This window comes from Salipiger bermudensis (genome assembly GCF_019801965.1).
Lineage (GTDB): Bacteria > Pseudomonadota > Alphaproteobacteria > Rhodobacterales > Rhodobacteraceae > Salipiger > Salipiger bermudensis_A.
This window is the reverse complement of record NZ_JAHVIA010000004.1, coordinates 88,266-114,480: the sequence shown is the minus strand read 5'-3', so window position 1 is coordinate 114,480 and position 26,215 is coordinate 88,266. Positions and strand designations below refer to the sequence as shown.

Here is a 26,215-nt window from a genome sequence, read left to right as displayed (position 1 = left end):
CGAAGTCCGAATAATCTACTTTTGCATTGTAACATACTACGTGAATTTGTTTAGCCAGTATTTAGGAGGAGTAATTGTGAACGACAGGGAATTCAATACAAGCCAAAACAGAGCCGGTCAATTAAATGGTGTTACCCCATTCAATAAAGATTTCTCTCGGGACCGATCAAGCCCGAACCTGATATCAATAATTTCAGACCGCTCATTCGAGACGGACGTGCTAAGTACCATGCTGGAACATATTTTTCCGGGCGCGCGCATTCGGCACTTCCAATCTGCGTCTCTGTGGGAAAGCACCAGCTCCGACAACTCTAGCCGCGAGATCGTTCTTTACAACCTCGGTGACCTCGCGATCTCGGATCCGGATGTGAAGTCCGCGCTTCAGGACTTCATCTCCAAGGCGGATTGCCGCCAGGTGATCGTACTCTCGCGCAGCGATGACAGCCTGGCTGTTCTCGACGCCATCGACTGCGGTGCATCGAGCTATATTTCGCCGACCACCGGAGTGAAGGAACTGGTCGAGGCAATCCGTGCGCCCTCCTCGAACAGTGTCGTGATTCCACGCAGCAGCATGGCGATCCTGCGCGAGCAACTCTCGCATCGGACCGAGAAGCCGCGCGGGCTGGAGCAGTATTTCACCGAGCGACAACTGGCCGTCGCCCGCGCCCTGCAGCGCGGCGATGCCAACAAGACCATCGCATATGAACTCAATCTCGCGGAGAGCACCGTCAAGGTGCACATCCGCAACATCATGCGAAAGCTGAAGGCGACCAACCGGACCCAGGCCGCCTTCCGCCTCAACGAGCTGGCCAATGGCAGCACCGAGATCGAGGTGCTGCCGGACGACGAGGCCGGCGATCTCTACTGACGTGCCGCCAGCCGGCTCCCCGCGATCCGGCTGCCGAGCACGGCCATGACCTCGGCGCGCAGCGGGTGCGCCGTCGCGATCAGCGCGATGGCCCACCCTGCCAGCGCCCCGAGCGAGGCAAGCGCGAAGAGCGAAACCGACATTTCGCCCGGGTTGAAGACCACGAGGGCGGCCGGCAGCGCCGCGGCTCCGAGAGACGCCGCGGCGCTTTTCGCCACCGTCGCACCGAGATCGCGCCACCGGAACCCGACATGGCGGCGCACCAGCACCAGCATCGGCAACACGTTCGCCGCGTTGGCCGGGAACAGCGCCCAGGCGACCGCGGCGAGCCCGTGCGGCGCGGCGATCAGCACCGCGGCCGCCGAGACCGGCAGCGAGGCGAGGCTGACCAGCGCCATGTCGCGCACCCGGCCGAGCGCAACGAGTACCGAGAAGGCAAGGTAGATCGGCGCCAGCAGCATCGCCGCGATCGCGACGATCCGCACCAGCGGGATCACCTCGAGCCATTGCGGCCCCAGCAGCAGGCGCACGATGGGATCGGCCAGCAGCGCGAGGCACAGCAGTGCCGGCCATTGAATCGCGGTGATCAGCGACATTCCCAGCAGGTACGGCGCCGAGATCGGCGCCCCGAGCCGCACCTGCGCCGAAAGCGCCGGCAGCACCACCGGCGGCACTGCGCTCAACAGCACCTTCTCGGGCAGCTGCGTCAGCGACACCGCGCGCGACAGCAGCCCGACCGCGCCGAAGCCAAGCACCCGGCCGAGGATCAGGCGCGGCATGGCATCGAAGAGCATGCCCACGACCGTCACCACCGTGGTCCAGGTGCCGAAGGGCAGGATCTGGCGCCAGTGCCGCAAGCACGGCCGGAAGATCCACCACTCTGGCCGGCAGAGCAGCGCACCGACGCTTAATGCGACCGCCCCCATCACCGCCCCCCAGGCAAAGCTGTAGGCCCCGAATCCGGCGGCGGCGAGCCCGATCGTCGTGGCGGAATTGAGCGCCGCGGCAGAGATCCCGATCCGCGCCACAGAGGTGAAATCCATGTCCCGCTTCATCAGAGCCAGCAGCGGATTGCTGATCGGCGCCAGCAGGAAGGCCAGCGCTGCGATGCGGAGCAGCGCCGCGAGATCCGGCATTTCGTAGACCGCCGCCGCAAGCCCGGCCATGAGCACGACTGCGAGCCCAAGCGCGAGCGACAGCACCGAGATCAGCGTGGTCGCGGAACGGGTCAGCTCCGGCGTCAGCTCGCGCTCCTGGATGAGAAACGAGGCGACGCCGAAATCCCGGAATGCCTCGATCAGGATGACGAGGCTCGAGGCCACCATGAACAGGCCGACCTCGGCCGGCGTCAGCAGGCGCGAGACGATGGCCATGGTGGCGATCGCGAGCACCAGCCCCACGGACTTGTCTGCGAAGGAAAGGAAAAACGACCGTCGGACCATTTGTCAGCCTGTGAAAGAACGCATGTACAAGATCTCAGGAGCGTCGCGCACGTCCCAGCCTGGGGGCGACATCGCCTTGCCCGCCGCCCGGCCGGGCGCGGCTCTCGGCGGCCGTGGCATCGCGCGAGGCCACGCGAAAGCGTCGTTCGCGCAGGTACCAGAAGGCGCTGCGCGCCGCGTCCCCCGCCTGCGCGAGCCGCGACGGGTGCGTCTCGGTGGCTCGCCGGCACAGCGCCGCGAAGCCGTCGGCGAGCGCCTCGAGCCCGTGATGCGCGACCACGTAGTTTCGTCCGAACCGCCCGAGTTCGCGCCGCAGCGGGCCGTTGCCGGCCAGCGCCCCGATCTCCTCGGCAAGCGATATCGTGCCGCCACTTCCGAACATGCCGGTGCGCTCGAACCGGGCCGCGGTCTCCGGCCCGAAGGTTAGCGCGAAGCCCTGCTCGCCAAGCACCACCACCGGCTTGGCAAAGGCGAGCCCCCGCAGCGCCGAGCCCCCCATCCCGAGCACCACGTCGGCGGCCGCATAGGCCGGGCGAGGATCGTCCATCGCGCCGGTGAACACGATCGCCTCGCGCCCGAGATGCCGGTTGGCCTCGTCCGCCAGCGCTTCGAGCCGGCCCCGCGCCTGCCCGTCCCCCACGATCGCCAGCTTCAGCGGCAGTGCCGCGCCATGCTCGCGCACCGCTGCGATCGCACGGACAAGCGGTTCGGCCTTCATGACCTCCGCAAGCCTCGACACGGAGACCAGCAGCAGCTCGCTGCGCCGCATCGAGAGGCCCTGGCGGAATGCCTTGCCGTCGACCACCCCCGGCGCGTTGGTCACGGTATCGATCGGCGGCAGGAGAAGGTGGGTCTCGCGCCAGCCCGCCCGCACCGCCTGTTCCTTCAGCCCCGCGAAACCGAAGGTGGTCGGCACCAGGCGGGGCATGCACCGCGTCAGCTCCATCATCATGTCGGTGATGATCAGCGGCGTCCGCTGCGGCAGGTGCGCCCCGAGATAGGCTTCGAGCCCCTGCCACCAGTCCCAGGCGTGGATCAGGTCCGGCTGCTGTTCCCGCGCCAACGCCCGCAACGCCCGGATGCGCTCCGGCGAAGGGTGGAAACGCGCATCCGGTGCCGGCACGTAGCGCAGGCCGCGGGCCCTGAGATGCGCCAACGCCGGCCCTTCGGTGGCATGGACGGTGACGTCGAACCCGTGCGCGTATTGCAGTTGCGCTGCCAGCTCGATGGCGTTGAGTTGGGTGCCACCGAGCTCGAGACGATGCGCCAGGACAAGCAGTCTCATACCTGGCGACGTTCCTCTTTCTGCGCACGCAGGGCCAACCCCGCGATCGGGACCGGCGCTTCCGTCGCAACGCCGTTGATGAGGCCCCGCTGATCCTGCGGGCCGCGGCCCGAGAGCAGGTCATCGAAATAGGCGATGGTCCTCTGAAGGCCCTCGCGCAGGGCGATCTTCGGCTCCCAGTTTAGCGTCTCCCGGGCTCGCGAGATGTCGGGCTTGCGCTGGGTCGGGTCGTCTCCGGGCAGCGGGCGGAAGGCCAGCTTGGTGCTCGATCCAGTGAGCTCGATCACCGTCTCGGCCAGTTCGCGGATGGTGAACTCGCCGGGGTTGCCGAGGTTGACCGGCTCCGGCTCGGGCTGATCCGAGGCCATGAGCGCCCGGAAGCCGGCGATCAGGTCGTCGACATAGCAGAACGAGCGGGTCTGCGATCCGTCGCCGTAAAGGGTCAGCGCCTCGCCCCTGAGGGCCTGCACGATGAAGTTCGACACCACGCGACCGTCGTTCTCGCTCATCCGCGGACCGTAAGTGTTGAAGATCCGGGCCATGCGGAAATCGACCCCGTACTGGCGGTGGTAATCGAAGAACAGAGTCTCGGCGCAGCGCTTGCCCTCGTCGTAGCACGAGCGCGGGCCGATGGTGTTCACGTTGCCCCAGTAGCCCTCGGGCTGCGGGTGCACCTTGGGATCGCCATAGATCTCGCTCGTCGAGGCCTGAAAGATCCGCGACTTGGTGCGCCGCGCCAGTCCCAGCAGGTTGATCGCCCCCATGACGCTGGTCTTGACGGTCTTCACCGGGTCCGACTGGTAGTGCACCGGTGAGGCTGGGCAGGCGAGGTTCCAGATTTCGTCGACCTCGACGTAGAGCGGCACCGTCACGTCGTGCCGCATCACCTCCATGCGGGGGTGCCCCGTCAGGTGCTCAATGTTGCGGCGCGAGCCGGTCTGGAAGTTGTCGACGCAGAGCACCTCGTGCCCTTCCGCGAGCAGGCTCTCGCACAGGAAGGACCCCAGGAAGCCCGACCCGCCGCTTACGAGAATTCGCTTGGTTGTGTTCACGTGCATATTCATAGCTTTCGTCTCCAATAGGTCTTGCAGGCAAATCAGCCGGGGAAATGTCGTTCAGTAGGCCCCGCGCCGGTCGAGAACCGCCCAGAAGGTGCCGAGGAAGATTGCGAGGTCGCCCCAGAACGAGCGTCCGTCGATGTAGAATTCGTCGAGCTCCTGCTGCCCCTCGAGATCGGAGGTGCTGCGTTCGGAGATCTGCCAGAGCCCGGTCAGCCCCGGCACCACGCTGGCGCGCCGGTGTCGGAAATCCGATGGCATGGCGGCAAGGTGATAGGCCGGGAAAGGTCGCGGCCCGACGAGGCTCATGTCGCCGCGCAGGATGTTGAGCAGCTGCGGCAGTTCGTCGAGGCTGCTGACCCGCAGGAAGGTCCCGATCCCGGGCAGCACCCGCGGGTCGTCCTGCAGCTTGAAATGGCTCTCCCACTCGGCACGGGCCTCGGGGTCGCGCTCCAGCAGCTCCGCGAGCATGCGGTCGGCATCGAGATACATGGTGCGCAGCTTCAGCACGCCGATGGGCTTGCCGTCCTGGCCTTCACGCTGCTGCACGTAGAAGGCCGGCCCGGGATCGACCATCCTGATCGCGGCGGCCGCGAACAGCACCACCGGCGCGGTCAGCACCACCAGCGGAAGCGTCAGGGCGAGATCGAAGCCACGCTTGACCGAGGCCCGAAGCGGCGTGTGCCGTGGCGGCACCAGCCGCAGCCCGATATGGTCGCCGTGATCCGAGGGATGGACCCCCGAGAGGCGCAGGCGCGGCAGGTCCGACACGAGGATGACCTCGGCGTGGGCCTCGCGCATGGCCGCCAGCTTGGCGCCGTCGGGCAAGGTGTCACCCGCCCAGAGCTGCACGCGGCAGGGCTTTCCCTCCGCCACCGGCCTCAGGCCCAGATCGGGATGCGCGCCGAGATACCGGCCGAGGGCCGCGGCCTTCGCCGGATTTCCGCAGAGCCCGACCGGAAGCCCCCAGGCGCCCCGGACGATGAGACGCCGGCGCACCCAGAAGCCTGCCACGGCCTGGCAGGCCAGCACCCCCGCAAGCCCGAGCCAGAGCGCCACGAGCGTGGCGGCATCGACCGCCATGAGGGTGAGCGCCGCCATCGAGCCGATCGCACCGCTCCCGGCAAAGGCCAGCCCGCGCTTCCGCAGCCGCGCTGCCGGATGCAGGCCGAACCCCGGGTAGAGCGATTGCGCCGCCTTGAGGCCGATGAGGATGCCCCCCGCGAAAAGCAGCAGGCGCGGCAGCATCGGGTCGGCGCCGGCAGCGCTCTGGGCGAGATGGGCCAGCGTCACGACAAGCGCCAGGGCGGCGCCATCCGAGCCGAGAAGCGTCAGCCCGGCAAGCACGCGGGTCCGCTCGCCCGTCTCGTCCGGATGCGTGCGGCCCATCACGCGCTCGAGATCGACATCGAGGTCGTCCGAGGAAATTGCCTTGTTCATTGGTCGGCCCGCAGCCCGCGTGTCACGGGTCCCCGGCGTTGGGTCAAAGAAAAGGCTCTCATCCTGTCACTCCCTGTATGCCCTGAATGTCCACCCCAGGGAGAGTGACGCCCCAGCCACCTTCACGTGTAGTTGACAGAATGGCCACGTGACCTGACCAAAGGGACATCGCGTGCCGGCTTGGCCGGCTTCGCGATCGACGGCAGCTGGCCTCTGGCGCGAATCCTCCCCGTTCGTCGGCCTGCAAGTCGCGGTGAAGGCTGTGGTGTCGCTGAATCGGCCGGCCTGCGCCGCCGGAGGGCCGCGTCAGACCGCGGCGTGGGCGAGCCGGACGTGGCGCGGCAGCGGCTGGACCAGCTCGGCATGCCGCATGGAAATGGTCAGCGCCGCGGTCGAGAACAGCACCCAAAGGATGTCGTTCTGCATAAGGATCGTACTTTCGGAGAGGTTCATCACCAGGGCGCCGACCACCGCCGCGACGCACCAGGCCCAGCCCTCGTCCGGCGCGACCGAGCACAGGTGAACGCCCCGCGCGATCGCCAACCACGCGACCACGGCGAAGAGCGCCAGCCCGACGACGCCGATCCCGAGCAGAAGATCCAGATACCCCTCGTGGGCATGCGGGGCCTGCCACCCTTCGGCCTCCCAGATCCGCCATGCCGCGGGCGAGGCTTCCGACCAGAAGGCGCCGTAGCCGTGACCGAGCACCGGGCGCCGTTCGATCTCGGGCACGACCAGTTCCCACAGCGGCACGCGGCCGGTGAGCGTTGCATCCTTGCCGAGGAACTCGAGTAGGGGAATCAGCCCGATGATCAACGCCGAGAGCGCGGCGATGGAGGCCAGCAGGATCACCATCTTCGCAAACAGCCGCGCCGCGCCGCGCTTGCGCGCCAGCGTCCGAACGGTGGCGACGGTGACGAAGGCGGTCACCACGGAAAGCAGCCCGGTGGCCGATCCCGACGCCAGTGTCGCCGCCAGGCCGGTCACGATCAGCACCCGGCCACCGACCCGCATCCGCCGAGAGGCATCCGATTGCGCCACGATGCCGATCAGGACGCAGAAGCTCGCGATCCAGCCCAGCACGTTCTTGTGGATGAAGACGCCGCGCAGCTCGCTCTCACCCGGGAGGAAGGCCTTGCCCGGCATGGCGCCCGCAGCCAGCAGGCTCAGCCCCGTCGCAACCCCGAGAACCGTTCCGATCAACTGGATCTGCTGCCGGGGCGTGAAACGGGTTGCGAGAAGATAGGCCAGCGCCATCGAGAGCAGCAGGCCGATGGCCCGCCGCATGGTCACCGACTGGCTGATCGACCAGAAGGTCGACGCGAAGGTCAGCGCGACCAGCGCCAGCATCGGCAGGTTGCGGGTCAGCGCGCGGATGAAGGCCACCGGGCGCAGCGCGAGAAGTCCGAGGATCACCGCATAGGCCAAGAGGTTAAGCAAGCGTAGTCGCCCGCGCTCGGACGGATCGAGCATGCCGTCGGCGCCGCTGACCATGAGCGGAAAGATCGCTCCTGAAAACACGAAGAGCGCGGCCCCTGCCCCGATCCACTCGAGACGGCGCAAGCTGCGCCCGATACCCGATCTGCGTGTCTTCACCTGATCCTTGCCCTCGTCGACCGGGCCCGGTCGGGGCCCTCGCGAAGATGAAACGCGCGACGGCCCCGACCGGGAAGACCGCCGATCGGCCCGGACCTGCCCCAAATGACGCTGCCGGCCTCGCCCTTTGGTCAACACGTGGCGGATCGCCGGCCCCGAATGGCCAAATGGATGAGTTCCTTCGCGGCCCCCTGATACGCGATCCTTCCTTCATTCAAACTCGCCTGCAATTGCGCGGGCAGCTCTCTTGCCGAGCGGAAAATCATGATCAAAGTCATTTCAGATGTCGCCGCTTCCGTCGGACGCAATGCCGCCCGCGGACCGTTGCCCCCCGTTTCGACCACGCCTTGCCGGGCGGCGCCTGCCGCGTGCCCCGCGCAGGCACGGCTGCCGGGCCTCACGCATCTTGGGACAGGGGCGGCATCATGAGCGGCATCCCGGAGATCAGCGTCATCATCAACAACTACAATTACGGCCAGTACCTGCCCGACGCGATCAACTCGGCCCTCGAACAGCAGGACGTCAACGCCGAGGTCATCGTCGTCGACGACGGCTCGACCGACAGCTCGCATTGCGTGATCTCGGCGCTCGGCGCACGCATCCGGCCGCATTTCCAGGCCAATGGCGGGCAGGCCAGCGCCATCAATGCCGGCGTCGCCCTCGCGCAGGCGCCGATCATGGCGTTTCTCGATGCCGATGACTGGTTCCTTCCGGGCAAGCTGCGCGCCGTGCTCGACGCCTTCGCCGCCAATCCCGAGGCCGGGCTGGTGTACCATCGCCTGCAGCCGACGCGCCCCGATGGTTCCCACGCCTTCGCCCCGATCCCGCGCACCCTCTGCCGTGGCGATCTCGCGCCGCGATTGGCGCAGAGCGGCGGGCGCTGGCCCTTCCCGATGACCTCCTCCCTCGCGGTCCGGAGGTCGTGCTGGGACGAGGCCGGCAACATACCGAAGCATTTCGCGATCTCCGCCGATGCCTGGCTCACCGGCGTGCTGCCGTTCCTGACGCCGGTCGTGGCGCTGCCGCAGCCGCTCGCCTGCTACCGGATCCACGACAACGCCTGGTACCGCGCGAAGGATGATCAGGCGATGCTCAGCAAGCGCATGTCGCACTGGGAGATCACGGCCCAGGTCACCAACGAGGTGCTGGCCGCCCGCGGCCGCGACATCCGGGTGAGCATCGAGGACAATTTCGCCTATCAGGTCGCGGCCGCCCGGCTCGGCCAGATCGGTGCGCCGGGACTGATGTCGCTGGCCTTCAGGGGGCTCGCGGATACCGGAGAGCCCAACCTGCTGCGCCGGGTCAAGCACACAATGGGTGCGCTGGCCGACGTCATGCAGGACAGCAGCGCGAGCTCCGCCGGGACTCGGACGCAGTGAGGGTCGTTCTGCTCAACTCCGAACCGGTGGATTACACCATTGCCTATGCCAATGGGCTCGCTCCCCATGCCGAGACCACCGCGATCCTGCCCCGGGCACGCTACGCGGCGCTGCGCGAGTGGATCGACCCGCGCGTCAGGCTCGAGCTGGTCGACTGGCCGCGCAACCGCAGCCTTCGCAACCCGGCGTTCCTGTTCTGGCTGAGCCGGCGGCTGAAGGCGCTCGATCCCGACGTGCTGCACCTGCTGAGCAACACCTCGCCATGGTTGAACCTCGCCCTGCCCTTCTGGCGCGGGCGCCCGGTCGTAACCACAGTGCACGACGTCACCATCCACCCCGGCGATCGCGATACCGCGCGGCTTCCCGGCTGGGCCTCGCGGCTGGTGGCGCGCCAGTCCGATCAGCTGATCGTCCACGGCCAGACGCTGAGATCCGCCGCCTGCGACACCTTTGCAAAGCCCGCGAGTGCGGTGCATGTACTGCAGCATCCGGCGATCTGCCGCTACGCCGAGTTGGCGCAGCGCGAAGGCATGGCCGAGAAGCCCGATCCGAAAGGTTTCAACATCCTGCTGTTTGGCCGGATCTTCGCCTACAAGGGGCTCGAGACGCTGATCCGCGCCGAGGCCCGATTGGGCCCGCGCCTGCCGGGGCTGCGGATCACCATCGCCGGGCGCGGCGACGATCCCTGGAGTTTGCGCGCGCTGATGGGCGCGCCCGAGCGCTACGATATCCGCTCGGGCTTCATCGACGATCCCGAGGTCGCGCGCCTGTTCAGCGAGGCCGACGTAGTGGTTCTGCCCTACGACGAGGCCTCCCAGAGCGGCGTGCTGCACGTGGCAGCCAGTTTCGGCAAGCCTGTCGTGGTGACCGATGTCGGAGAGCTTCGCGCCACCGTCGAGCCGAACGGGATCGGCCTCGTGGTGCCTCCGCGCGCCCCGGCAGAGCTGGCGCAGGCGCTTCTTCATCTGGCGACGCATCCCGAGGATCATGCGCGGCTGGCGCGCAATGCACTGGACTGGTCGCGCGGTGCCAACGCGCCGCGCACCATCGGAGCAGCGGCGGTCGCGCTCTACGCCGAATTGGTCGATGCCGCCGCGCCCTACGCCGAAAGGATAAGCGTGCAGACCGACGGCGCGCATTGTCCCGAGCGCAGGCTCGATCCGAAATGAGTTTGGCGGAGGCAGGCGGAAACAGGGGTCCGTCGCGCGGTTCGCCCAAGACCCGAGGACGACAGATGGAAGGCCGAGAGAGATCCCGCACCTGCGCCAAGCCGCTCGTGCGTCACCACATCGCCGGGGGAACGGAAAGCGGAGGCGGCATCGGGCGGCTGATCGGCTACGTGCTGGATGCCAAAGGCACCGGCACCGACAGCGATTTCGAGCACAAGGTCGTCGACACGCGTGGTACCTCGTGGCGCAGCCCGCGCGCGCCTCTGCGGTTCCTCGCCGCCTTCGGGCTGATCGCGGGAGACGCGTTCTGCGGTCGGATCGTGCTGCAGCAGTTCCATATCGCGGGTCGCGGCAGCACCGTGCGCAAGCTTCTGCTCTCACGCTGGGCGCGGCTGCTCAGGGCACCCTACGTGCTGCATTTGCACGATTACGCCTATGAGGAGGATTTCGAGCGTCGGCCACCATGGCAGCAGAAGATGATCCGCGCGATGTTCCAGCAGGCCGAGCAGATCTTCGTTCTCGGCCAGCGCGACCTCGGCACCGTGTGGCGCAGCCTCGAGGTGCCGACCGCCAGCATCACCATCCTGCGCAACTGCGTCCCCGACCCGGGCCCCCGCATCGCCAGGGTGCACCCTCAGACCAACATCCTGTTCCTCGGTCGGCTGGGCCCCCGCAAGGGCGTCCCGGAGCTGATCGAGGCGCTTTCGGGTCCCGGCCTGCGCCACGCCAGCTGGTGCGCCACGCTGGCCGGCGACGGCATGGTCACGCAGTATCGCGACGAGCTGGCGCAGCTCGGCCTCTCGGATCATGTCCACCTGCCGGGCTGGGTCTCGACAGAGGCCGCCAGTGAGCTGCGCTCGAAAGCGGACATCCTCGTGCTGCCCTCGCATGCGGAGGGCTTCGCGATGGCGGTGCTCGAAGGGCTCGCCGCGGGGCTCGCGGTGATCACCACAAGGGTCGGCGCGCATGGCGAAGTCCTGATCGATGGAGAGAACTGTCTCCTCGTCCCGCCCGGCGATGCCGAGGCCCTTGCCTGCGCGCTCAAACGCCTCATCGACGACGACGCGCTGCGCGAGCGGCTCGCCGAGGCCGGCCGCAAGCTCTACCTTTCGCGCTTCGGCATGGCGGATTACGTGACCGCCCTCGAGGCCAGCCTCGGCGAACTGGTCAACGACGCCGCGACCGAGGCCCGGTCGACATGAACACCACGCACCGGCGACACGGCGGCTCCGCGCTCCGCTTCGATCCGCCACCGAGCGAAGAGGCCTCGGTCGACGGCGCGGCATGGTCATCGCTGGCCCGCGTGCTGCGCCGCCGCGCCCTGCTGATCTCCGGCGTAACCATGCTCCTCATCCTCATGGCCCTGCCGCTCATCATGAGCACCACCAAGACCTACTACGCCCAGACCAGGATCCTCGTCTCCCCGGCCCCGGCCCTGACGCTGACCGCGGGGCTCGACGGGCGCGAGGTCGGGATCGAGATGCAGGACGAGATCGAGCGCCTGCTGTCGAAGGACGTGACCAGCCAGGTCATCGCCCGCTTCGACCTCGCAAGCCTTCCCGAGTTCAATGAAGAGTTGAAGGAGCCCACTGAGCTGGACCTGCTGCTCGAAGACCTGCGCACCACGCTGCGCGCCGCCTTTCTCGGCAGCGACGAAACCGAGGATGCGACCGCCAGCGAGGAATTCGTGAAGGACAACGTCGCCATGGCCTTCGACAAGGCACTGACGGTCTCGCGGCAGGGTATTCTCGATGTCATCACCGTGGGCTTCTCGGCCGCCGATCCCGAGCTCGCGGCGGCGGTGCCGCCGGCCCTGGTCGAGACCTACCTGGCCCTGCGCGAAGCGCGCTGGCAGCGCGAGGTCGGCGATGCCGCCGACTGGCTGGACACCCGGATCTCCGTCGACCGCGACCGCGTCTCACAGATGCGGAGCCGCATCGAAGAGACCCTCGACGCGGAGGACAAGGCCAAGGGCGCAGACGGAGAGCTTCCCGAGCTGCGCCTCTCGACGCTCGCGGCCCGGCACACCGACCTGCGGCAGGCACGCGAGGAAATCGCGACCATCCGGCTCTCGATCGAGGCGGCGCTCGCGGATCCCAACATGACCGCCCTCTCCGAGCCCGAGCACCTGGCGTCGCTGCGCTCAGAGTGGATCACCGAACAACGCGACCTCAACCGGATGATGCTGACCTTCGGCAAGAACAGCGAAGCGCTGCGCCGGAAGGAGCAGGAGATCTCGGCGCTTGGCGAAGAGCTGGCCGCCGGTCTCATGGCCTATGACCGCTCGGTGGCGCTGCAGGACACCGCGCTGGAGGCGCGCGAGACCGAGCTGGCCCGCGACCTGGCCGAGACCCGCAACCTGCTCGCCGCCCGCCATTTGCAGGAAGACCGCATCGACCGGCAGCTCGACGATCTGCGGGAATCGGAGAGATCGCTGGCCACGCTCGAGTACAAGCGCCAGCTCATCCTGGCGCAGGCGCGCCTGACACCGGTTTCCCTCGAGGTCCTGTCCCCCGCCCGCATCCCCCACAACCCGACCGGCCCGCGGCGCAAGCTGCTGCTGATCGGCGCCGCGTTCGCCGGGCTTCTGCTTGGCCTGACGCTGGCGGCGCTGCTCGAGCTTCGCGACAACAGCACGCGCAGCCACGAACAGCTTGCGCATCTGCCCTCCCTCGTCCCGGTGGGCCTGTGGCCGCGGGTCCGGTCGGCGACGAGATGGAAGGCCTGGGACCGGGCCAAGCCCGACATCTTCAACGCCCCTGCTTCCGAGAACGTGCGCGAGGCGCTGCTCATGCTCAGGAGCGCGAATGGCGGCCGTATGCCGGGTGTCCTGACCGTGAGTGCGCCGCGAGCCCGGGACATGACGGTCCCGGTGGCCGAATGGATCGCCCGCGAACTGGACGCGCAAGGCGAGACGGTGCTGCTCGTGAATGCCCGTGGCCGGACGAAGCCCGCGGCAGCCGAGCGCACGGCATCCCGCGACGACAGCGCACCCGGGTCTCCGCTGCGCCGGCTGCAGCTTCGCGACCTTCTCGACCGGGCCAATGGCGACATCGAGCTGACACTGACCGCGCTGGCGGAGCAATGCGCCGCGGACAAGGCGGTCGCGATCATCGACGCACCGCCGCTGCTGGCCGCCGGCACGCTGGAGATCGCGCGGTATGGCGGCGACATCCTCCTCGTCTTGCGCTGGGGCCAAACCCCCCGGACGGTGGTCGAGCTTTGCGCGGGTCTGCTGGCGAAGATCAGCGTGCACCAGGCCTTCTCGCTGATCGTCGATGCCCAGCCGCGCCGTCACCGGCTCTACGGCTTCACCGACCGGCTCTCGATGTCCGAAAGCGCCGGCTAGGCGGGCCCGCCGCCCTATGCCCCCATGCCTTCCTCCGTCCCGTTCCGAGCTGCGCCCGCGCGTCTTCGAGGCCGTGCTTCTCTTGCCGGGCAGATGTTCCGGCACGGCGCGTGCTGTCGGTGCGGAGCAAGCCTTCCCGGGGCCGCACCGGATGGCAAAAGGGCGTACCGCCGCCGCCCGCTGCGCCGAAAGGACTAGCGGCGCTGCCCCCAAGGAGAGTTGTCCGGCACAGCAACGACGCCGCAAGATCGTGACTGTCGGCGTCGGACGCACAGGGAGTTCGCGCAGACTTCACCGGGGAAATGCAGGGGTCGTGGTGACCCTCAGGGACAACGCCGCCCGGCCTGTCCGCCAATTTCGGCGACGCAGGCGGCTGGCTGCTGGGCACCACAAGGAGAAGAGGACGAGACCGATGATGCCCGATGACGCGCACGCCAGCCGAGCGCCTGCGACCGTGAGTGCAGGATCCGGCGCGGCGGAAAAGAGGCTGCCAACAACCGTTTTCTCCGGCTTCCTCGGGGCCGGAAAGACGACATTGATCAACCGGATCCTCAACAATCGCGGCGGCATGCGGGTCGCCGTGATCGTCAACGACATGTCGGAGGTGAACATCGATGCCGAGCTGATCCGTTCGGGCGGCGCCGGGCTGAGCGCCACCGAGGAGACGCTCGTCGAGCTGACCAACGGGTGTATCTGCTGCACCCTGAGGGATGACCTGCTGGTCGAGGTGCGAGGCCTGGCCGAGGCCGGCAGGTTCGACTACCTGCTGATCGAGTCCACCGGCATCTCGGAGCCGCTGCCGGTGGCCGCGACCTTCGAATACTGCGACGAGAGCCACGCCAGCCTCGCCGACATCACCCGCCTCGATGCGATGGTGACGGTGGTCGACGCCGCGAACCTCCTGGCCAATTTCGAAAGCCGCGACTTCCTGCGCGACCGCACCGAGGCGCGCGACGACGAGGACGAGCGCACGCTGGTGGAGCTTCTGGTCGACCAGATCGAGTTTGCCGACATCATCGTTCTCAACAAGGTGCGCACGGCCGGGCCCGAGCGCACCGCGAAGGCATGCCAGGTCATCCGGGCGCTCAATCCCGACGCCCGCCTGATCGAGACGGAGTTCGGGGAGGTCGATCCCTCCGAGCTGCTCGGAACGGGCTTGTTCAGCCCCGGCCACGCCCGCAGCCATCCGATGTGGTTCAAGGAGCTCAACGGCTTTGCCGACCACGTCCCGGAGACCGAGGAATACGGCCTGACGTCCTTCGTCTACCGCGCTCGCGAGCCGTTCGATGCCGCCCGCATCCAGCACATCTTCGGCGGCGGCGCGCCCTGCCTCTTCAATGGCGTGCTGCGCGCCAAGGGCCATTACTGGGCCGCGCAGATGCCCGCGAAGGTGATGGAGATCAGCCTATCGGGCTGCCTCAGCACGATCCGCACCTCCGGCCGCTGGTGGGCCTCGGTGCCGCGGCCGGCCTGGCCGGTGGAGCCCGAGGCGCGGGCGCGCATCGCGGCGCACTGGCAGGCGCCCTATGGCGACCGTCGACAGGAGATCGTGTTCATCGGCACGGGCGAGATGAACCGGGCCGCGATCGTGGCGGCGCTCGACGCCTGCCGCGTGCGCCCGCGCCCGCCCTCGCGACCGGCCTTTCCGTTGCGTCGCCAGGGACAGGGGCGGGCAGAGCAGCGTCCGAGCGCCTGAAACCGGCTTGGATCAGGCACCGCGGAATTTTTTAGAAGTCTTTTTTCAGGGGCATAGCCGAAGATGAACCAGATCGTAGAGGAAAACGCCCGCACCGACGGGCGCATGCCGCAATCCTATTGGGATGTGGAGCATTCGACCGTGATCGAAGGCTACACGACCGACTTCAGCGTCAACGCCGGCAACGATGTGGATTTCAAGATCAACATCAGCGACGACCCCGGCAGCGACTACATGGTCGAGGTCTTCCGGCTCGGCTATTACGGCGGCGATGGCGCCCGCATGGTGGCCTCGTGGACCAACACGAACGGCACGGTGCAGCCCGATGCCATGTTCGACGCCACCACCGGCACCGCCGATGCCGGCAACTGGAGCGTCACCGACACCTGGGAGATTCCAGAGGACGCGGTCGCCGGGGTCTACCTGGCTCGGGTCCAGCGGCTCGACGAGTCCGGCAACCCGATCGAGGGCGCGGTCAACCAGATCCCCTTCGTGGTGCGCGAGGACGACCGCGCGGCCGACATCGTGCTGCAGACCTCCGACACCACCTGGCACGCCTATAACGGCTGGATCGGCAACAATGGCGAGATCGGCGCCAACTTCTACGGCGACTCGAGCGGCACCATCGACCATCCCGACATCGATAGCGCCGGCGACTTCGCGCAGGATCGCGCCTACGCGGTCAGCTACAACCGCCCCTTCATCACCCGCGGCATCAACGGCGAACAGGGCGGCCCGGCCGCCGGGGCACAGGATTACCTCTTCGGCGCCGAGTACGCGGCGATCTACTGGCTCGAGATGAACGGCTACGATGTCAGCTACATGGGCGGCGTCGACACCGACAGGCTCGGGGCCGACTACCTCAAGAAGTACGAGTCCTTCCTCTCGGTCGGGCATGACGAGTACTGGTCGGGCGAGCAGCGCTACAATGTCGAGGAAGCCCGCGACGACGGCGTCAACCTGCTGTTCTGGAGCGGCAATGAAGTCTACTGGAAGACCCGCTGGGAGACCAGTTTCGTCGATGGCCAGGAGTACCGCACGCTGGTCTGCTACAAGGAGACCTGGGCGGTGCAGGACCCCGCCGCCGGCCCCGACGATTATTACGATCTCGACCCGACCGACATCTGGACCGGCACCTGGCGCGACGACCGCTTCATCGGCAACCCCCTGGCCGGCAGCGAAGAGGATCGGCCGACGCTCTCGGGCCAGCCGGATCTGTGCAACTGCGCCGAGAACTCGCTCACCGGCCAGCTCTTCGGACCGGACGCCACCGGCGAGTTCGGCGGCGCGCTCGACGTGCCCGCCGACTACTCGGTGCTGCGGGTCTGGCGCGACACCGACATCGCCAACGGCGGCGCGCTCGACATCGCGCCCGGCATCCTCGGCTACGAATGGAACACCTCGCCCGAGGATGATTACCGGCCCTCCGGCCTGATCAAGCTCTCGGACACAACGATCCCGTGGAGCAGCATCCTCGTCGATCAGGGCAACACCGTGCAGCCGGGCGTGGCGACGCACAACCTGTCGCTCTACCGGGCCGACAGCGGCGCACTCGTCTTCGGGGCCGGCACCGTGTTCTGGACCTGGGCCCTGACCAACAACCACGACAACGAGCCGTACACCGCGAACATCGAGAACCTCGCGATCCAGCAGTTCACCGTGAACATGTTTGCCGACATGGGCATCCAGCCCGCCGTCGCGGATGCGTTCCTCGCCTCTCAGGGGCTGGTGCGGGCCAGCGCGTCGAACGATTTCGTCGCCGCCGTCGCCACCATCGACGACCTCCCGGAGACGGTGGCCGCCGGGCAGCCGGTGCTGCTCACCGGAACCGCGACCGACGATGACGGCGATCCGCTGACCGATGACGGCGTGGTGGCCGTGGTCGAGCTGTCCTTCGATGGCGGCACCACCTGGCGCGTGGCCTCCGGCACCACCAACTGGTCCTACAGCTGGGCGCCCAGCGCCGTGCAAAGCTACGAGATCCTCGTCCGGGCGATCGATGACAGCCTCAACATGCCGGTGACCTCGACCCTCAACAGCGAACTGGTCGAGACGACAACCCCCGAGGCGGTGACGCTGTTCAACCCGTGGACGGTGTTTGACGGGGTCATGTATGACGCCGGCGGCGCCTTGCAGATCGGCACGAAGTTCACCACCTCCTCCGCCGGTCTGGTCACCGAGCTGCACTATTACCGCGCGGCGACCGATTCCGACGACACCGATGTGCGGACCGGGCGGCTCTGGACCTCCGATGGCGTGCTGCTCGGCACCGTCACCTTCACCTCCGGGATCAACGAGAGCGGCTGGCAGACCGCCGCGCTCGACAGCCCCGCCCAGCTGCTCGCGGGGCAGACCTACATCGTCTCCTACGAGACCGCCGACAACTACGTTGGCACGGTGGGCCAGTTCGGCGACTCCTATGCCGATCCCTTCGACCTGATGAGCGTCTCGGCGACGAGCGGCGGGGTCTTCGCCACCGGGAGCGGAGACATTCTGCCGACGCAGAGCTACCAGAGCACCGGCTACTGGGTCGATGTCACCTTCGAGCCCGGCGAGATCCAGAACGACGCGCCGGTCTTCAGCTCGCCCACCGAGTTCAGCGTCACCGAGAACAGCCCCCTCGCCGCAACCGCGGAGGCGAGCGACATCGATGGCGACCCGGTCTTCTACTCGATCGCGGGCGGGGCGGATGCCTCCCTGTTCAGCATCGATGGCACAACCGGAAAGATCAGCTTCATCAAGCCGCCAGATTTCGAGGCGCCGGACGACAGCGACGGAGACAATGTCTATAGCTTCCTGCTCGGTGCCCTGGATCAGATCAACACCGCCACGACCCAGTCGGTGACGGTGACGGTGACCGACGATCCGAACGAGACCGACTTCCTCGCATCGACGCTCTTTGCCAGCGGCGCGGCGCCCGTGAGCGAAATCGTCTCCGACCCGACCGATTACGAGCTCGGCACCCGCTTCACCACAGCCCAGCCGGGAGAGATCACCAGCCTGCGCTACTGGCGCGGCGCGGCAGACGCCGATGACATCGACACCCGCGTGCTCAATCTTTGGGATAACACCGGCGCGCTGATCGCCTCGACCTCGGTCACCTCGGCCGCCGGGCAGAGCGGCTGGCAGGTCGGCGTGCTCGACACGCCGGTCCAGGTCGCCGCCGGGCAGGAATATACCGTCTCCTACGGCACCACGCAGAATTACGTGGTCGACCAGAACTTCTTCGCCTCGGCCTATACCGGGCCATCGGGCATTCTCGGCAGCCCGGCCAGCGCAGGGGTCTACGCGGCCGGCGGCACCGGCGCGTTCCCGACCCAGAGCTACGCCAACTCGAACTACTGGGTGGATGTCGGCTTCTGGTCGGAACCGATCGCAAACGACGCCCCCAGCTTCACCATGGGCGGCAGCAGTTTCGCCCTGCCCGAGAACCAGACCTACGTGACCACGGTCACCGCGGTCGACCCCGAGGGCGACGAGCTGGTCTTCGCCATTTCCGGGGGCGACGACGCCGCGCTCTTCAGCCTGAACGGCAGCAACGCGCTGGTCTTCAACAGCGCCCCGGACTTCGAGGCCCCGGCCGATCTCGACGGCGACAACAGCTACGAGCTGATCCTGTCGGCCTCGGATGGCGACAACCCGGCCACCGAGCTGGCGGTCACCGTGACCGTGGACGACGTGGCCCCCGAGACCGGCGCAGGGGTCTCCACCCTCTTCACCGCCGGCGACGCCCCGGCGCTCACCGTCACCAACGACCCCACCGATTACGAGCTCGGGGTGAAGTTCACCTCGGACACCGGCGGCCAGGTCACCGGGCTGCGCTACTGGCGCGGCACCGAGGATGCGGGCGATACCGACACAAGGACGCTCAATCTCTGGGATGCCAGCGGCACGCTTCTGGCAAGCGCGTCCGTCACCTCCACACCCGGCCATGACGGCTGGCAGGTGGCGGCGCTCGACACCCCGGTCGAGATCCTCGCCGACACCACCTACATCGCCTCCTACGGCACGACGCAGAACTACGTCGCGAGCAGCCAGTTCTTCGCCACCGACTGGGTCGGCGCCGACGGCGAGCTCAGCGCCGTGGCGGCCGCCGATCCCAATGGCAACGGCGTCTTCAACTCGGGCGGCACCGGGCTGTTCCCGTCGCAGAGCTACAACGCCACCAACTACTGGGTCGATGCCTTCGTGGAAACCGGCGATGCGCTGTTCTGAGCGTGCATCTTGCTCGGCCCGGGGGGCGCCCCGGCGCTGCGCCGGGGCCGGCTTCGATCATCCCCGAGACCTGCCCTGCCCGCCAGGCAGCCCGCTGCCGCTGGCCTTCAGTTTCATGTGCCCCGCCGCGGCCGATTGCGGCGCATTTCATTTCCCGGAGGAGAGGATTTCATGACGAAACGCGCATTGATCACCGGCATCACCGGTCAGGACGGATCCTACCTTGCCGAGTTCCTGCTGGCCAAGGGCTACGAGGTTCACGGCATCAAGCGCCGGGCCTCGCAGTTCAACACCCAGCGGGTCGACCACCTTTACGAGGATCCGCACGAGGACTCGCGCTTCCGGCTGCACTACGGCGACCTCGCCGACAGCTCGAACCTGACCCGCATCCTCGCCGAGACCCGCCCCGACGAGGTCTACAACCTCGCCGCCCAGAGCCATGTGGGCGTCAGCTTCGAGGCACCGGAATACACCGCCGACATCGACGCGCTCGGCACGCTGCGCCTGCTTGAAGCGATCCGCTTCCTCGGGCTGCACGAGACGACGCGGTTCTACCAGGCCTCGACCTCCGAGCTCTACGGCCTGGTCCAGGAAAGCCCCCAGCGCGAAACCACGCCCTTCTACCCGCGTTCGCCCTACGCGGTGGCCAAGCTCTACGCCTACTGGATCACGGTGAACTATCGCGAGGCCTACGGGCTCTACGCCTGCAACGGCATCCTGTTCAATCACGAGTCCCCCCGCCGGGGCGAGACCTTCGTGACCCGCAAGATCACCCGCGGCATGGCCAACATCGCCATGGGGCTCGAGGAGTGTCTTTACCTCGGCAATCTCGACGCCAAGCGCGACTGGGGCCACGCCCGCGACTACGTCGAGATGCAGTGGCTGATGCTGCAGCAGGACAGGCCCGAAGACTTCGTCATCGCCACCGGCGAGCAGCACTCGGTGCGAGATTTCGTGACCTGGTCGGCGGCCGAGCTGGGCATTGAGCTGACCTTCGAGGGGGCCGGCCCGACCGAGATCGCGCGCGTGGTGTCAGTGACCGGCGCCGCGGCGCCCGCCGTCACGGTCGGCGACGTGGTGCTGCGCGTCGACCCGCGCTACTTCCGCCCCGCCGAGGTCGAAACCCTGCTCGGCGATCCGAGCCGCGCGCATCAGCGCCTCGGCTGGCGGCCCCGCACGAGCGCGCGCCAGCTCTGCGCCGAGATGATCGAAGCAGATCATGCCGCGGCTGGCCGGGAGGCCACGCTCCGCGAGATCGGGCCCTCGCTGGCGCTGTCGCGCAACGCGGGTGCGGGCCTCGCCGGGAAAGGGATCGGACGATGACGCGGCTCTTCGTTGCCGGTCATCGCGGCATGGTCGGACGGGCCATCGTGCGGGCCCTCATGTCGCAGCGGCGCGAGGGTCCGGAGGTCGAGCTCATCACCCGCAGCCATGACGAGCTCGATCTGCGCGACCAGATCGCGGTGAACGATTTCTTCCGGAGCGAGAAGCCCGACATGGTGATCCTTGCCGCGGCCAAGGTCGGCGGCATCCTCGCCAACGACACCCGCCCGGCCGAATTCATCTACGACAACCTGATGATCGCGGCGAACGTGATCCATGCCGCGCACATGACCGATGTCGGGCGCCTGCTGCAATGCGGCTCGTCGTGCATCTATCCCCGGATCGCGCCGCAGCCGATCCCCGAGTCGGCGCTGCTCACCGGCACACTCGAGCGTACCAACGAGCCCTACGCCATCGCCAAGATCGCCGCGATCAAGATCTGCGAGAGCTACAACCGGCAATATGGCCGCGACTACCGCTCGGTGATGCCCTGCAATCTCTACGGCCCCGGCGACAATTTCCATCCCGAGAACTCGCACGTCATCCCCGCCCTCATGCGCCGTTTCCACGAGGCGGCGATCTCGGGGGCTTCGGAGGTGACGATCTGGGGCACCGGCACACCGCGCCGCGAATTCCTGCATGTCGACGACCTCGCCGTCGCGGCGCTGCACGTGCTCGACCTGCCGCCGACCATCCACAAGCTCAACACGCGCCCGACCCTGTCGCACATCAATATCGGCAGCGGCGAAGATGTCTCGATCCGCGAGCTGGCTGGCATGATCGCCCGCGTCACCGGCTTCAAGGGCCGGATCCTGACCGACCCGAGCAAGCCGGACGGCACGCCGCGCAAGCTGCTCGACACGTCGGTTCTGGCGGCGATGGGCTGGCGGCCACGGATCGATCTGGAGACGGGGCTGGCCGCGACCTATGACTGGTTCGTCGGCCAGACCAGCCAGATGGAAACCTGAGCGCAAACGGCCAGGCGGCCCCCGCCAAGGCTCCGCTTGCAGCCATGCGCAAACGCGGCGGAGACGCTCGCGACACGCGCCAGTCTTGGCTAGGAATCAGGACACCGAGACGCCGCCGGATGCGGCGTGGTGCGGGCGGCGGGACTCGAACCCGCACGGGCTAGGCCCTAGCGATTTTAAGTCGCTTGTGTCTACCATTCCACCACGCCCGCACGACGCGCCCTGAAGCGTCTACCGCTCGGAGCGACGAGTGACAACGATCTTCCCGCCAGTGATCGCCCGATTTGGCGGCACCGTGCCTGGTCTTCCCATACCGGCAGCAGCGGCTTTCTTTTTTCCCGATTGCGCCTCTCAGGCGCTCGCCCCCGGCGGGCGCGCCAGACCGTCTTCCTTGACCGCCTGCATGGCGACATAGGTCGAGGTGGTCGAGACATGCGGCAGGGTCGAGATCTTCTCCGCCAGCACCCGGCGATAGCTGCGCATGTCGGCTGTGCGCACCTTCAGCAGGTAATCAAAATTTCCCGCGATCAGGTGCACCTGCTCGATCTCGGGGATCGCCGCCACGGCGGCGTTGAACGCCTCGAGCGACGACTCGCGCGTGTCGAGCATCCGCACCTCGACAAAGGCCACGTGGTCGAGCCGCAGCCGGATCGGGTCGAGGATCGCCCGGTAGCCACGGATCACTCCCAGCTCCTCGAGCCGCCGCAGCCGCGCCTGGGTGGGGCTTTTCGACAGCCCGATGCGGCGGGCGAGCTCGGTGATCGAGATTCGCCCCTCGGCTGCTAAGGTGGTCAGAATCGCGCGGTCGAACCGGTCGTATTCTTCGTAGTCGTCTTGCATTGCGTTTCCCGGAATTTTCGGTCGTTTTGATGCGCGCAAAACTGCTCTTAAGGCAAATGGACTTCTCACGCCACTGTATGGTGGAAAAAATCACCGGAGACGCTGAATGCCCAAGGACATTGCCCCCGATCTGCGCCATCTGATCGACCAGAACACCTATGCCGACGAGGCCGAGACCGTGGCGAAGCTGCGCCGGCAGGCGGCGCTCTCGCCCGCCGACCGCGCCGAGATCGGCGACCGCGCCGCAGGGCTCGTGACCGAGATCCGCGCCAGCACCAAGCCCGGCATGATGGAGGTCTTCCTCGCCGAGTATGGCCTCTCGACCGACGAGGGCATCGCGCTGATGTGCCTCGCCGAGGCGCTGCTGCGCGTCCCCGATGCCGAGACCATCGACGCGCTGATCGAGGACAAGATCGCGCCGTCCGACTGGGGCCGCCACATGGGCCGCTCGACCTCGCCGCTGGTCAACGCCTCGACATGGGCGCTGATGCTCACCGGCAAGGTGCTCGACCCGACCCAGCGCCCCGGCCCCGCCGGCCACCTGCGCAATGCCGTCAAGCGCCTCGGCGAGCCGGTGATCCGCACCGCCGTGGGCCGCGCCATGAAGGAGATGGGCGCGCAATTCGTGCTGGGCGAAACCATCGAGAAGGCAATGAAGCGCGGCAGCGCCATGGAGGCCAAGGGCTACACATACAGCTACGACATGCTCGGCGAGGCCGCCCGCACCGAGGATGACGCGCTGCGCTATCTCGAGGCCTATTCCAAGGCCATCGCAGCCATCGCCAAGGCCGCGAAGGCGAAAGACATCCGCGACAATCCCGGCATCTCGGTCAAGCTCTCGGCGCTGTTCGCGCGCTACGAGGAAGGCCAGTTCGACGCGGTGATGGAGGTGCTGGTGCCGCGCCTGCTGCGGCTCTGCGAAGAGGCCAAGGCAGCCGGCATCGGTCTCAACATCGACGCCGAGGAGGCCGACCGCCTGTCGCTCTCGCTCGACCTGATTGGCCGCGCCTTCGCCTCGCCCACGCTGGCCGGCTGGGACGGGTTCGGCGTCGTGGTGCAGGCCTACGGGCTGCGCGCCGCCGAGACCATCGACTGGCTCTACGCGCTGGCCGAGGCGCATGACCGCCGCATCATGGTGCGGCTGGTCAAGGGCGCCTACTGGGATACCGAGATCAAGCGCGCGCAGGTCATGGGGCTAGAGGGCTTCCCAGTGTTCACCGCCAAGACCAACACCGACATCTCCTACATCGCCAATGCCCGCAAGCTCTTGGGCATGGCCGACCGCATCTACCCGCAATTCGCGACCCACAATGCCCACACCGTCGCTGCCGTGCTGCACATGGCCAATGACAAGAGCGCCTTCGAGTTCCAGCGCCTGCACGGCATGGGCGAGACGCTGCATGGGCTGGTCAAGGCGGATGCCGGCACCCGCTGCCGCATCTACGCCCCCGTGGGCGCCCATCGCGACCTGCTGGCCTATCTCGTGCGCCGCCTGCTCGAGAACGGGGCGAACTCGTCCTTCGTCAACCAGATCGTCGACGAGGAGGTGCCGCCGGCGGTCGTCGCCGCCGACCCGTTCGAGGCGCATGACACGCGCCCCCTCGCCCGCGGCCCCGAGCTCTTCTACCCCGAGCGCGAGAACTCCAAGGGCTTTGACCTGACCCACCGCCCGACGCTGGCAGAGATCGACGCCGCCCGCGCGCCGTTCCGCTCCGCGCCGTGGCAGGCCGGGCCGATCACCGCCGTCGAGGCGCCTCTGGGCGCGACCGACACCGTCCCGAACCCGGCCGATCCGTCCGATCACGTGGGCGAGATCAGCTGGGCCAGCCCCGAGACCGTCGCCGCCGCCGCCGAGGCCGCGCAGCCGTGGCAGGCCAGCCCCTCCGACCGGGCCGCCGCCCTGCTCAAGGCCGCCGATCTCTACGAGGCGCATTACGGCGAGATCTTCGCCCTGCTGCACCGCGAAGCCGGCAAGACCCAGCTCGACGCGGTGGCCGAGCTGCGCGAGGCGGTCGACTTCCTGCGCTACTACGCCGAGCGCGCCGAGGGAGCGCCTGCGCGCGGCGTCTTTGCCTGCATCTCGCCGTGGAACTTCCCGCTGGCGATCTTCACCGGCCAGATCGCCGCGGCGCTGGCCACCGGCAACGCGGTGCTCGCCAAGCCCGCCGAGCAGACCCCGCTGATCGCGTGGCGCGCGGTGCAGCTGCTGCACGAGGCCGGCGTGCCCCGCGAGGCGCTGCAACTGCTGCCCGGTGCGGGCGATGTGGGCGCCGCGCTGACCTCGAACAGCCGCGTCAAGGGCGTGGCCTTCACCGGCTCGACCGAGACCGCGCAGATCATCCACCGCTCGATCGCCGAGAACCTCGACCCCGGCACGCCGCTCATCGCCGAGACCGGCGGGCTCAACGCGATGATCGTCGACAGCACCGCGCTCCCAGAGCAGGCGGTGCGGGCGATCGTCGAATCGGCCTTTCAATCCGCCGGCCAGCGCTGCTCGGCGCTGCGCTGCCTCTACGTGCAGGAGGACATCGCGCCGCATTTCACCGAGATGCTCGAGGGCGCCATGGAGGCGCTGCGCCCGGGCCTGCCGTGGGATCTCTCCACCGATCTCGGCCCGGTGATCGACGCCGAGGCCCATGACGGCATCCACGCCTATGTCGAGGCCGCCCGCGCCGAGGGCCGGCTGATGAAGCAGATCGACGTGCCGCGCGCCGGCCACTTCATCGGCCCGGCGCTGGTCCGGGTCGGCGGGATCGGCGATCTCGAGCGCGAGATCTTCGGCCCGGTGCTGCATCTCGCCACCTTCAAGGCAGACGAACTCGACGAGGTGATCGACGCGATCAACGCCACAGGCTACGGGCTGACCTTCGGCCTGCAGACCCGCATCGACGACCGGGTGCAGCACGTGACCGAGCGCGTCGAGGCCGGCAACCTCTACGTCAACCGCAACCAGATCGGCGCCATCGTGGGCAGCCAGCCCTTCGGCGGCGAGGGGCTTTCGGGCACCGGCCCCAAGGCCGGCGGGCCGCTCTATTGCGACCGCTTCCGCGACCACGCGCCGACCGTCCCTGCCGGCAACTGGTCGACCGGTGAGGTGCCCGCGCGCCTGACGGCGGCCATCGACGGCGCCGGGCGCGGCGCGCCCTCGAAGCTCACCGAACTGCCGGGGCCGACCGGCGAGGCCAACCAGTATACCAGCTTCGCCCGCCCGCCGGTGCTCTGCCTCGGTCCGGGCAGCGACTGTGCCGCGGCGCAGGCCGAGGCGGTGCGCAAGCGCGGCGGCGTGGCGGTCACTGCGCAGGGCAAGCTGGCGCCCGATGCGCTGACGGCGCTCAAAGGCTTCTCGGCGGCGATCTGGTGGGGCGACGAGACGCAGGCCCGCGCCTATCGCGCGGCGCTGGCCGGGCGCGCTGGGCCGATCCTGAGCCTGATCACCGGCCTGCCCGACACCGGCCACGCCCGCGCCGAGCGCCATGTCTGCATCGACACCACCGCGTCGGGCGGCAACGCGGCCCTGCTCGGCGGAAACATGTAAGCGGCGGGCGCGGCCCCCTGCCGCGCCCCGATCTCCCCGTAAGAGCTTGACG

General features: G+C 68.1%; 16 protein-coding genes and 1 tRNA gene. 10 read left to right on the top strand and 7 right to left on the bottom strand.

Annotated elements, in window-relative coordinates:
- Positions 1 to 229: 229 nt before the first annotated feature.
- The gene (locus KUV62_RS10000; protein WP_261395541.1) at positions 230 to 868 is read left to right on the top strand and encodes a response regulator transcription factor; all 639 of its coding nucleotides are present in this window, start codon (positions 230 to 232) and stop codon (positions 866 to 868) included.
- On the opposite strand, the gene KUV62_RS09995 is transcribed toward KUV62_RS10000, so the two are convergent.
- From KUV62_RS09995 to KUV62_RS09975, 5 genes are all read right to left on the bottom strand, one after another.
- On the bottom strand, positions 862 to 2,310 hold the full coding sequence (locus KUV62_RS09995; RefSeq protein WP_222603552.1) for an oligosaccharide flippase family protein: 1,449 nt from the start codon (positions 2,308 to 2,310) through the stop codon (positions 862 to 864). The genes KUV62_RS10000 and KUV62_RS09995 overlap by 7 nt on opposite strands.
- Positions 2,311 to 2,344: 34 nt before the next feature.
- Entirely contained in the window at positions 2,345 to 3,595 is a 1,251-nt protein-coding gene (locus tag KUV62_RS09990; RefSeq protein ID WP_222603551.1) for a glycosyltransferase family 4 protein, read from the bottom strand.
- Positions 3,592 to 4,659, bottom strand: coding sequence for a UDP-glucuronic acid decarboxylase family protein (locus KUV62_RS09985; RefSeq protein ID WP_410000844.1), 1,068 nt, complete (start codon positions 4,657 to 4,659; stop codon positions 3,592 to 3,594). Before KUV62_RS09985 ends, KUV62_RS09990 begins: the two co-directional genes overlap by 4 nt.
- A gap of 51 nt (positions 4,660 to 4,710) precedes the next feature.
- Positions 4,711 to 6,093 (bottom strand): sugar transferase, encoded by a 1,383-nt coding sequence (locus KUV62_RS09980; RefSeq protein WP_261395540.1) that lies wholly within the window; start codon positions 6,091 to 6,093, stop codon positions 4,711 to 4,713.
- Positions 6,094 to 6,399: 306 nt separating this feature from the next.
- A complete protein-coding gene (locus tag KUV62_RS09975) occupies positions 6,400 to 7,689 on the bottom strand; it encodes an O-antigen ligase family protein (protein ID WP_315901575.1) in 1,290 nt (429 codons plus the stop codon).
- A gap of 425 nt (positions 7,690 to 8,114) precedes the next feature.
- Between KUV62_RS09975 and KUV62_RS09970 the strand changes: the two genes are divergently transcribed.
- The 8 genes from KUV62_RS09970 (at position 8,115) to KUV62_RS09935 (ending at position 21,788) form a co-directional block, all read left to right on the top strand.
- Positions 8,115 to 9,068, top strand: coding sequence for a glycosyltransferase family 2 protein (locus KUV62_RS09970; protein WP_222603549.1), 954 nt, complete (start codon positions 8,115 to 8,117; stop codon positions 9,066 to 9,068).
- Positions 9,065 to 10,237 (top strand): glycosyltransferase family 4 protein, encoded by a 1,173-nt coding sequence (locus KUV62_RS09965; protein ID WP_222603548.1) that lies wholly within the window; start codon positions 9,065 to 9,067, stop codon positions 10,235 to 10,237. Before KUV62_RS09970 ends, KUV62_RS09965 begins: the two co-directional genes overlap by 4 nt.
- A gap of 65 nt (positions 10,238 to 10,302) precedes the next feature.
- Positions 10,303 to 11,439 carry a glycosyltransferase family 4 protein gene (locus KUV62_RS09960; protein WP_222603547.1) on the top strand — a complete coding sequence of 379 codons (1,137 nt, stop codon included), beginning with the start codon at positions 10,303 to 10,305 and terminating at the stop codon, positions 11,437 to 11,439.
- A complete protein-coding gene (locus KUV62_RS09955; protein WP_222603546.1) occupies positions 11,436 to 13,586 on the top strand; it encodes an exopolysaccharide transport family protein in 2,151 nt (716 codons plus the stop codon). The genes KUV62_RS09960 and KUV62_RS09955 overlap by 4 nt, the downstream gene beginning before the upstream one ends.
- A gap of 415 nt (positions 13,587 to 14,001) precedes the next feature.
- Positions 14,002 to 15,282: a GTP-binding protein gene (locus tag KUV62_RS09950; RefSeq protein ID WP_222603905.1), complete on the top strand. Its 1,281-nt coding sequence runs from the start codon at positions 14,002 to 14,004 to the stop codon at positions 15,280 to 15,282.
- Positions 15,283 to 15,345: 63 nt separating this feature from the next.
- Positions 15,346 to 19,497 (top strand): DUF4082 domain-containing protein, encoded by a 4,152-nt coding sequence (locus KUV62_RS09945; RefSeq protein ID WP_222603545.1) that lies wholly within the window; start codon positions 15,346 to 15,348, stop codon positions 19,495 to 19,497.
- Positions 19,498 to 19,668: 171 nt separating this feature from the next.
- Positions 19,669 to 20,820: a GDP-mannose 4,6-dehydratase gene (gmd, locus tag KUV62_RS09940; RefSeq protein ID WP_222603544.1), complete on the top strand. Its 1,152-nt coding sequence runs from the start codon at positions 19,669 to 19,671 to the stop codon at positions 20,818 to 20,820.
- Positions 20,817 to 21,788, top strand: coding sequence for a GDP-L-fucose synthase family protein (locus KUV62_RS09935; protein WP_222603543.1), 972 nt, complete (start codon positions 20,817 to 20,819; stop codon positions 21,786 to 21,788). The genes gmd and KUV62_RS09935 overlap by 4 nt, the downstream gene beginning before the upstream one ends.
- A gap of 127 nt (positions 21,789 to 21,915) precedes the next feature.
- Here the strand turns inward: KUV62_RS09935 and KUV62_RS09930 are convergent.
- A tRNA-Leu gene (locus tag KUV62_RS09930) sits at positions 21,916 to 22,000 on the bottom strand.
- Positions 22,001 to 22,139: 139 nt separating this feature from the next.
- A complete protein-coding gene (locus tag KUV62_RS09925; protein ID WP_222603542.1) occupies positions 22,140 to 22,628 on the bottom strand; it encodes an Lrp/AsnC family transcriptional regulator in 489 nt (162 codons plus the stop codon).
- Positions 22,629 to 22,734: 106 nt separating this feature from the next.
- Here KUV62_RS09925 and putA point away from each other — a divergent pair, with 106 nt between their 5' ends.
- Positions 22,735 to 26,163, top strand: coding sequence for a bifunctional proline dehydrogenase/L-glutamate gamma-semialdehyde dehydrogenase PutA (putA, locus tag KUV62_RS09920; protein WP_222603541.1), 3,429 nt, complete (start codon positions 22,735 to 22,737; stop codon positions 26,161 to 26,163).
- The last annotated feature ends 52 nt before the right edge of the window (positions 26,164 to 26,215 follow it).

Coding starts and splice junctions, on each gene's coding strand:
- KUV62_RS10000 (WP_261395541.1), top strand. CDS start 230: ATGCTGGAACATATTTTTCCGGGCGCGCGCATTCGGCACTTCCAATCT.
- KUV62_RS09995 (WP_222603552.1), bottom strand. CDS start 2,310: ATGGTCCGACGGTCGTTTTTCCTTTCCTTCGCAGACAAGTCCGTGGGG.
- KUV62_RS09990 (WP_222603551.1), bottom strand. CDS start 3,595: ATGAGACTGCTTGTCCTGGCGCATCGTCTCGAGCTCGGTGGCACCCAA.
- KUV62_RS09985 (WP_410000844.1), bottom strand. CDS start 4,659: ATGAATATGCACGTGAACACAACCAAGCGAATTCTCGTAAGCGGCGGG.
- KUV62_RS09980 (WP_261395540.1), bottom strand. CDS start 6,093: ATGAACAAGGCAATTTCCTCGGACGACCTCGATGTCGATCTCGAGCGC.
- KUV62_RS09970 (WP_222603549.1), top strand. CDS start 8,115: ATGAGCGGCATCCCGGAGATCAGCGTCATCATCAACAACTACAATTAC.
- KUV62_RS09960 (WP_222603547.1), top strand. CDS start 10,303: ATGGAAGGCCGAGAGAGATCCCGCACCTGCGCCAAGCCGCTCGTGCGT.
- KUV62_RS09955 (WP_222603546.1), top strand. CDS start 11,436: ATGAACACCACGCACCGGCGACACGGCGGCTCCGCGCTCCGCTTCGAT.
- KUV62_RS09950 (WP_222603905.1), top strand. CDS start 14,002: ATGCCCGATGACGCGCACGCCAGCCGAGCGCCTGCGACCGTGAGTGCA.
- KUV62_RS09945 (WP_222603545.1), top strand. CDS start 15,346: ATGAACCAGATCGTAGAGGAAAACGCCCGCACCGACGGGCGCATGCCG.
- gmd (WP_222603544.1), top strand. CDS start 19,669: ATGACGAAACGCGCATTGATCACCGGCATCACCGGTCAGGACGGATCC.
- KUV62_RS09935 (WP_222603543.1), top strand. CDS start 20,817: ATGACGCGGCTCTTCGTTGCCGGTCATCGCGGCATGGTCGGACGGGCC.
- KUV62_RS09925 (WP_222603542.1), bottom strand. CDS start 22,628: ATGCAAGACGACTACGAAGAATACGACCGGTTCGACCGCGCGATTCTG.
- putA (WP_222603541.1), top strand. CDS start 22,735: ATGCCCAAGGACATTGCCCCCGATCTGCGCCATCTGATCGACCAGAAC.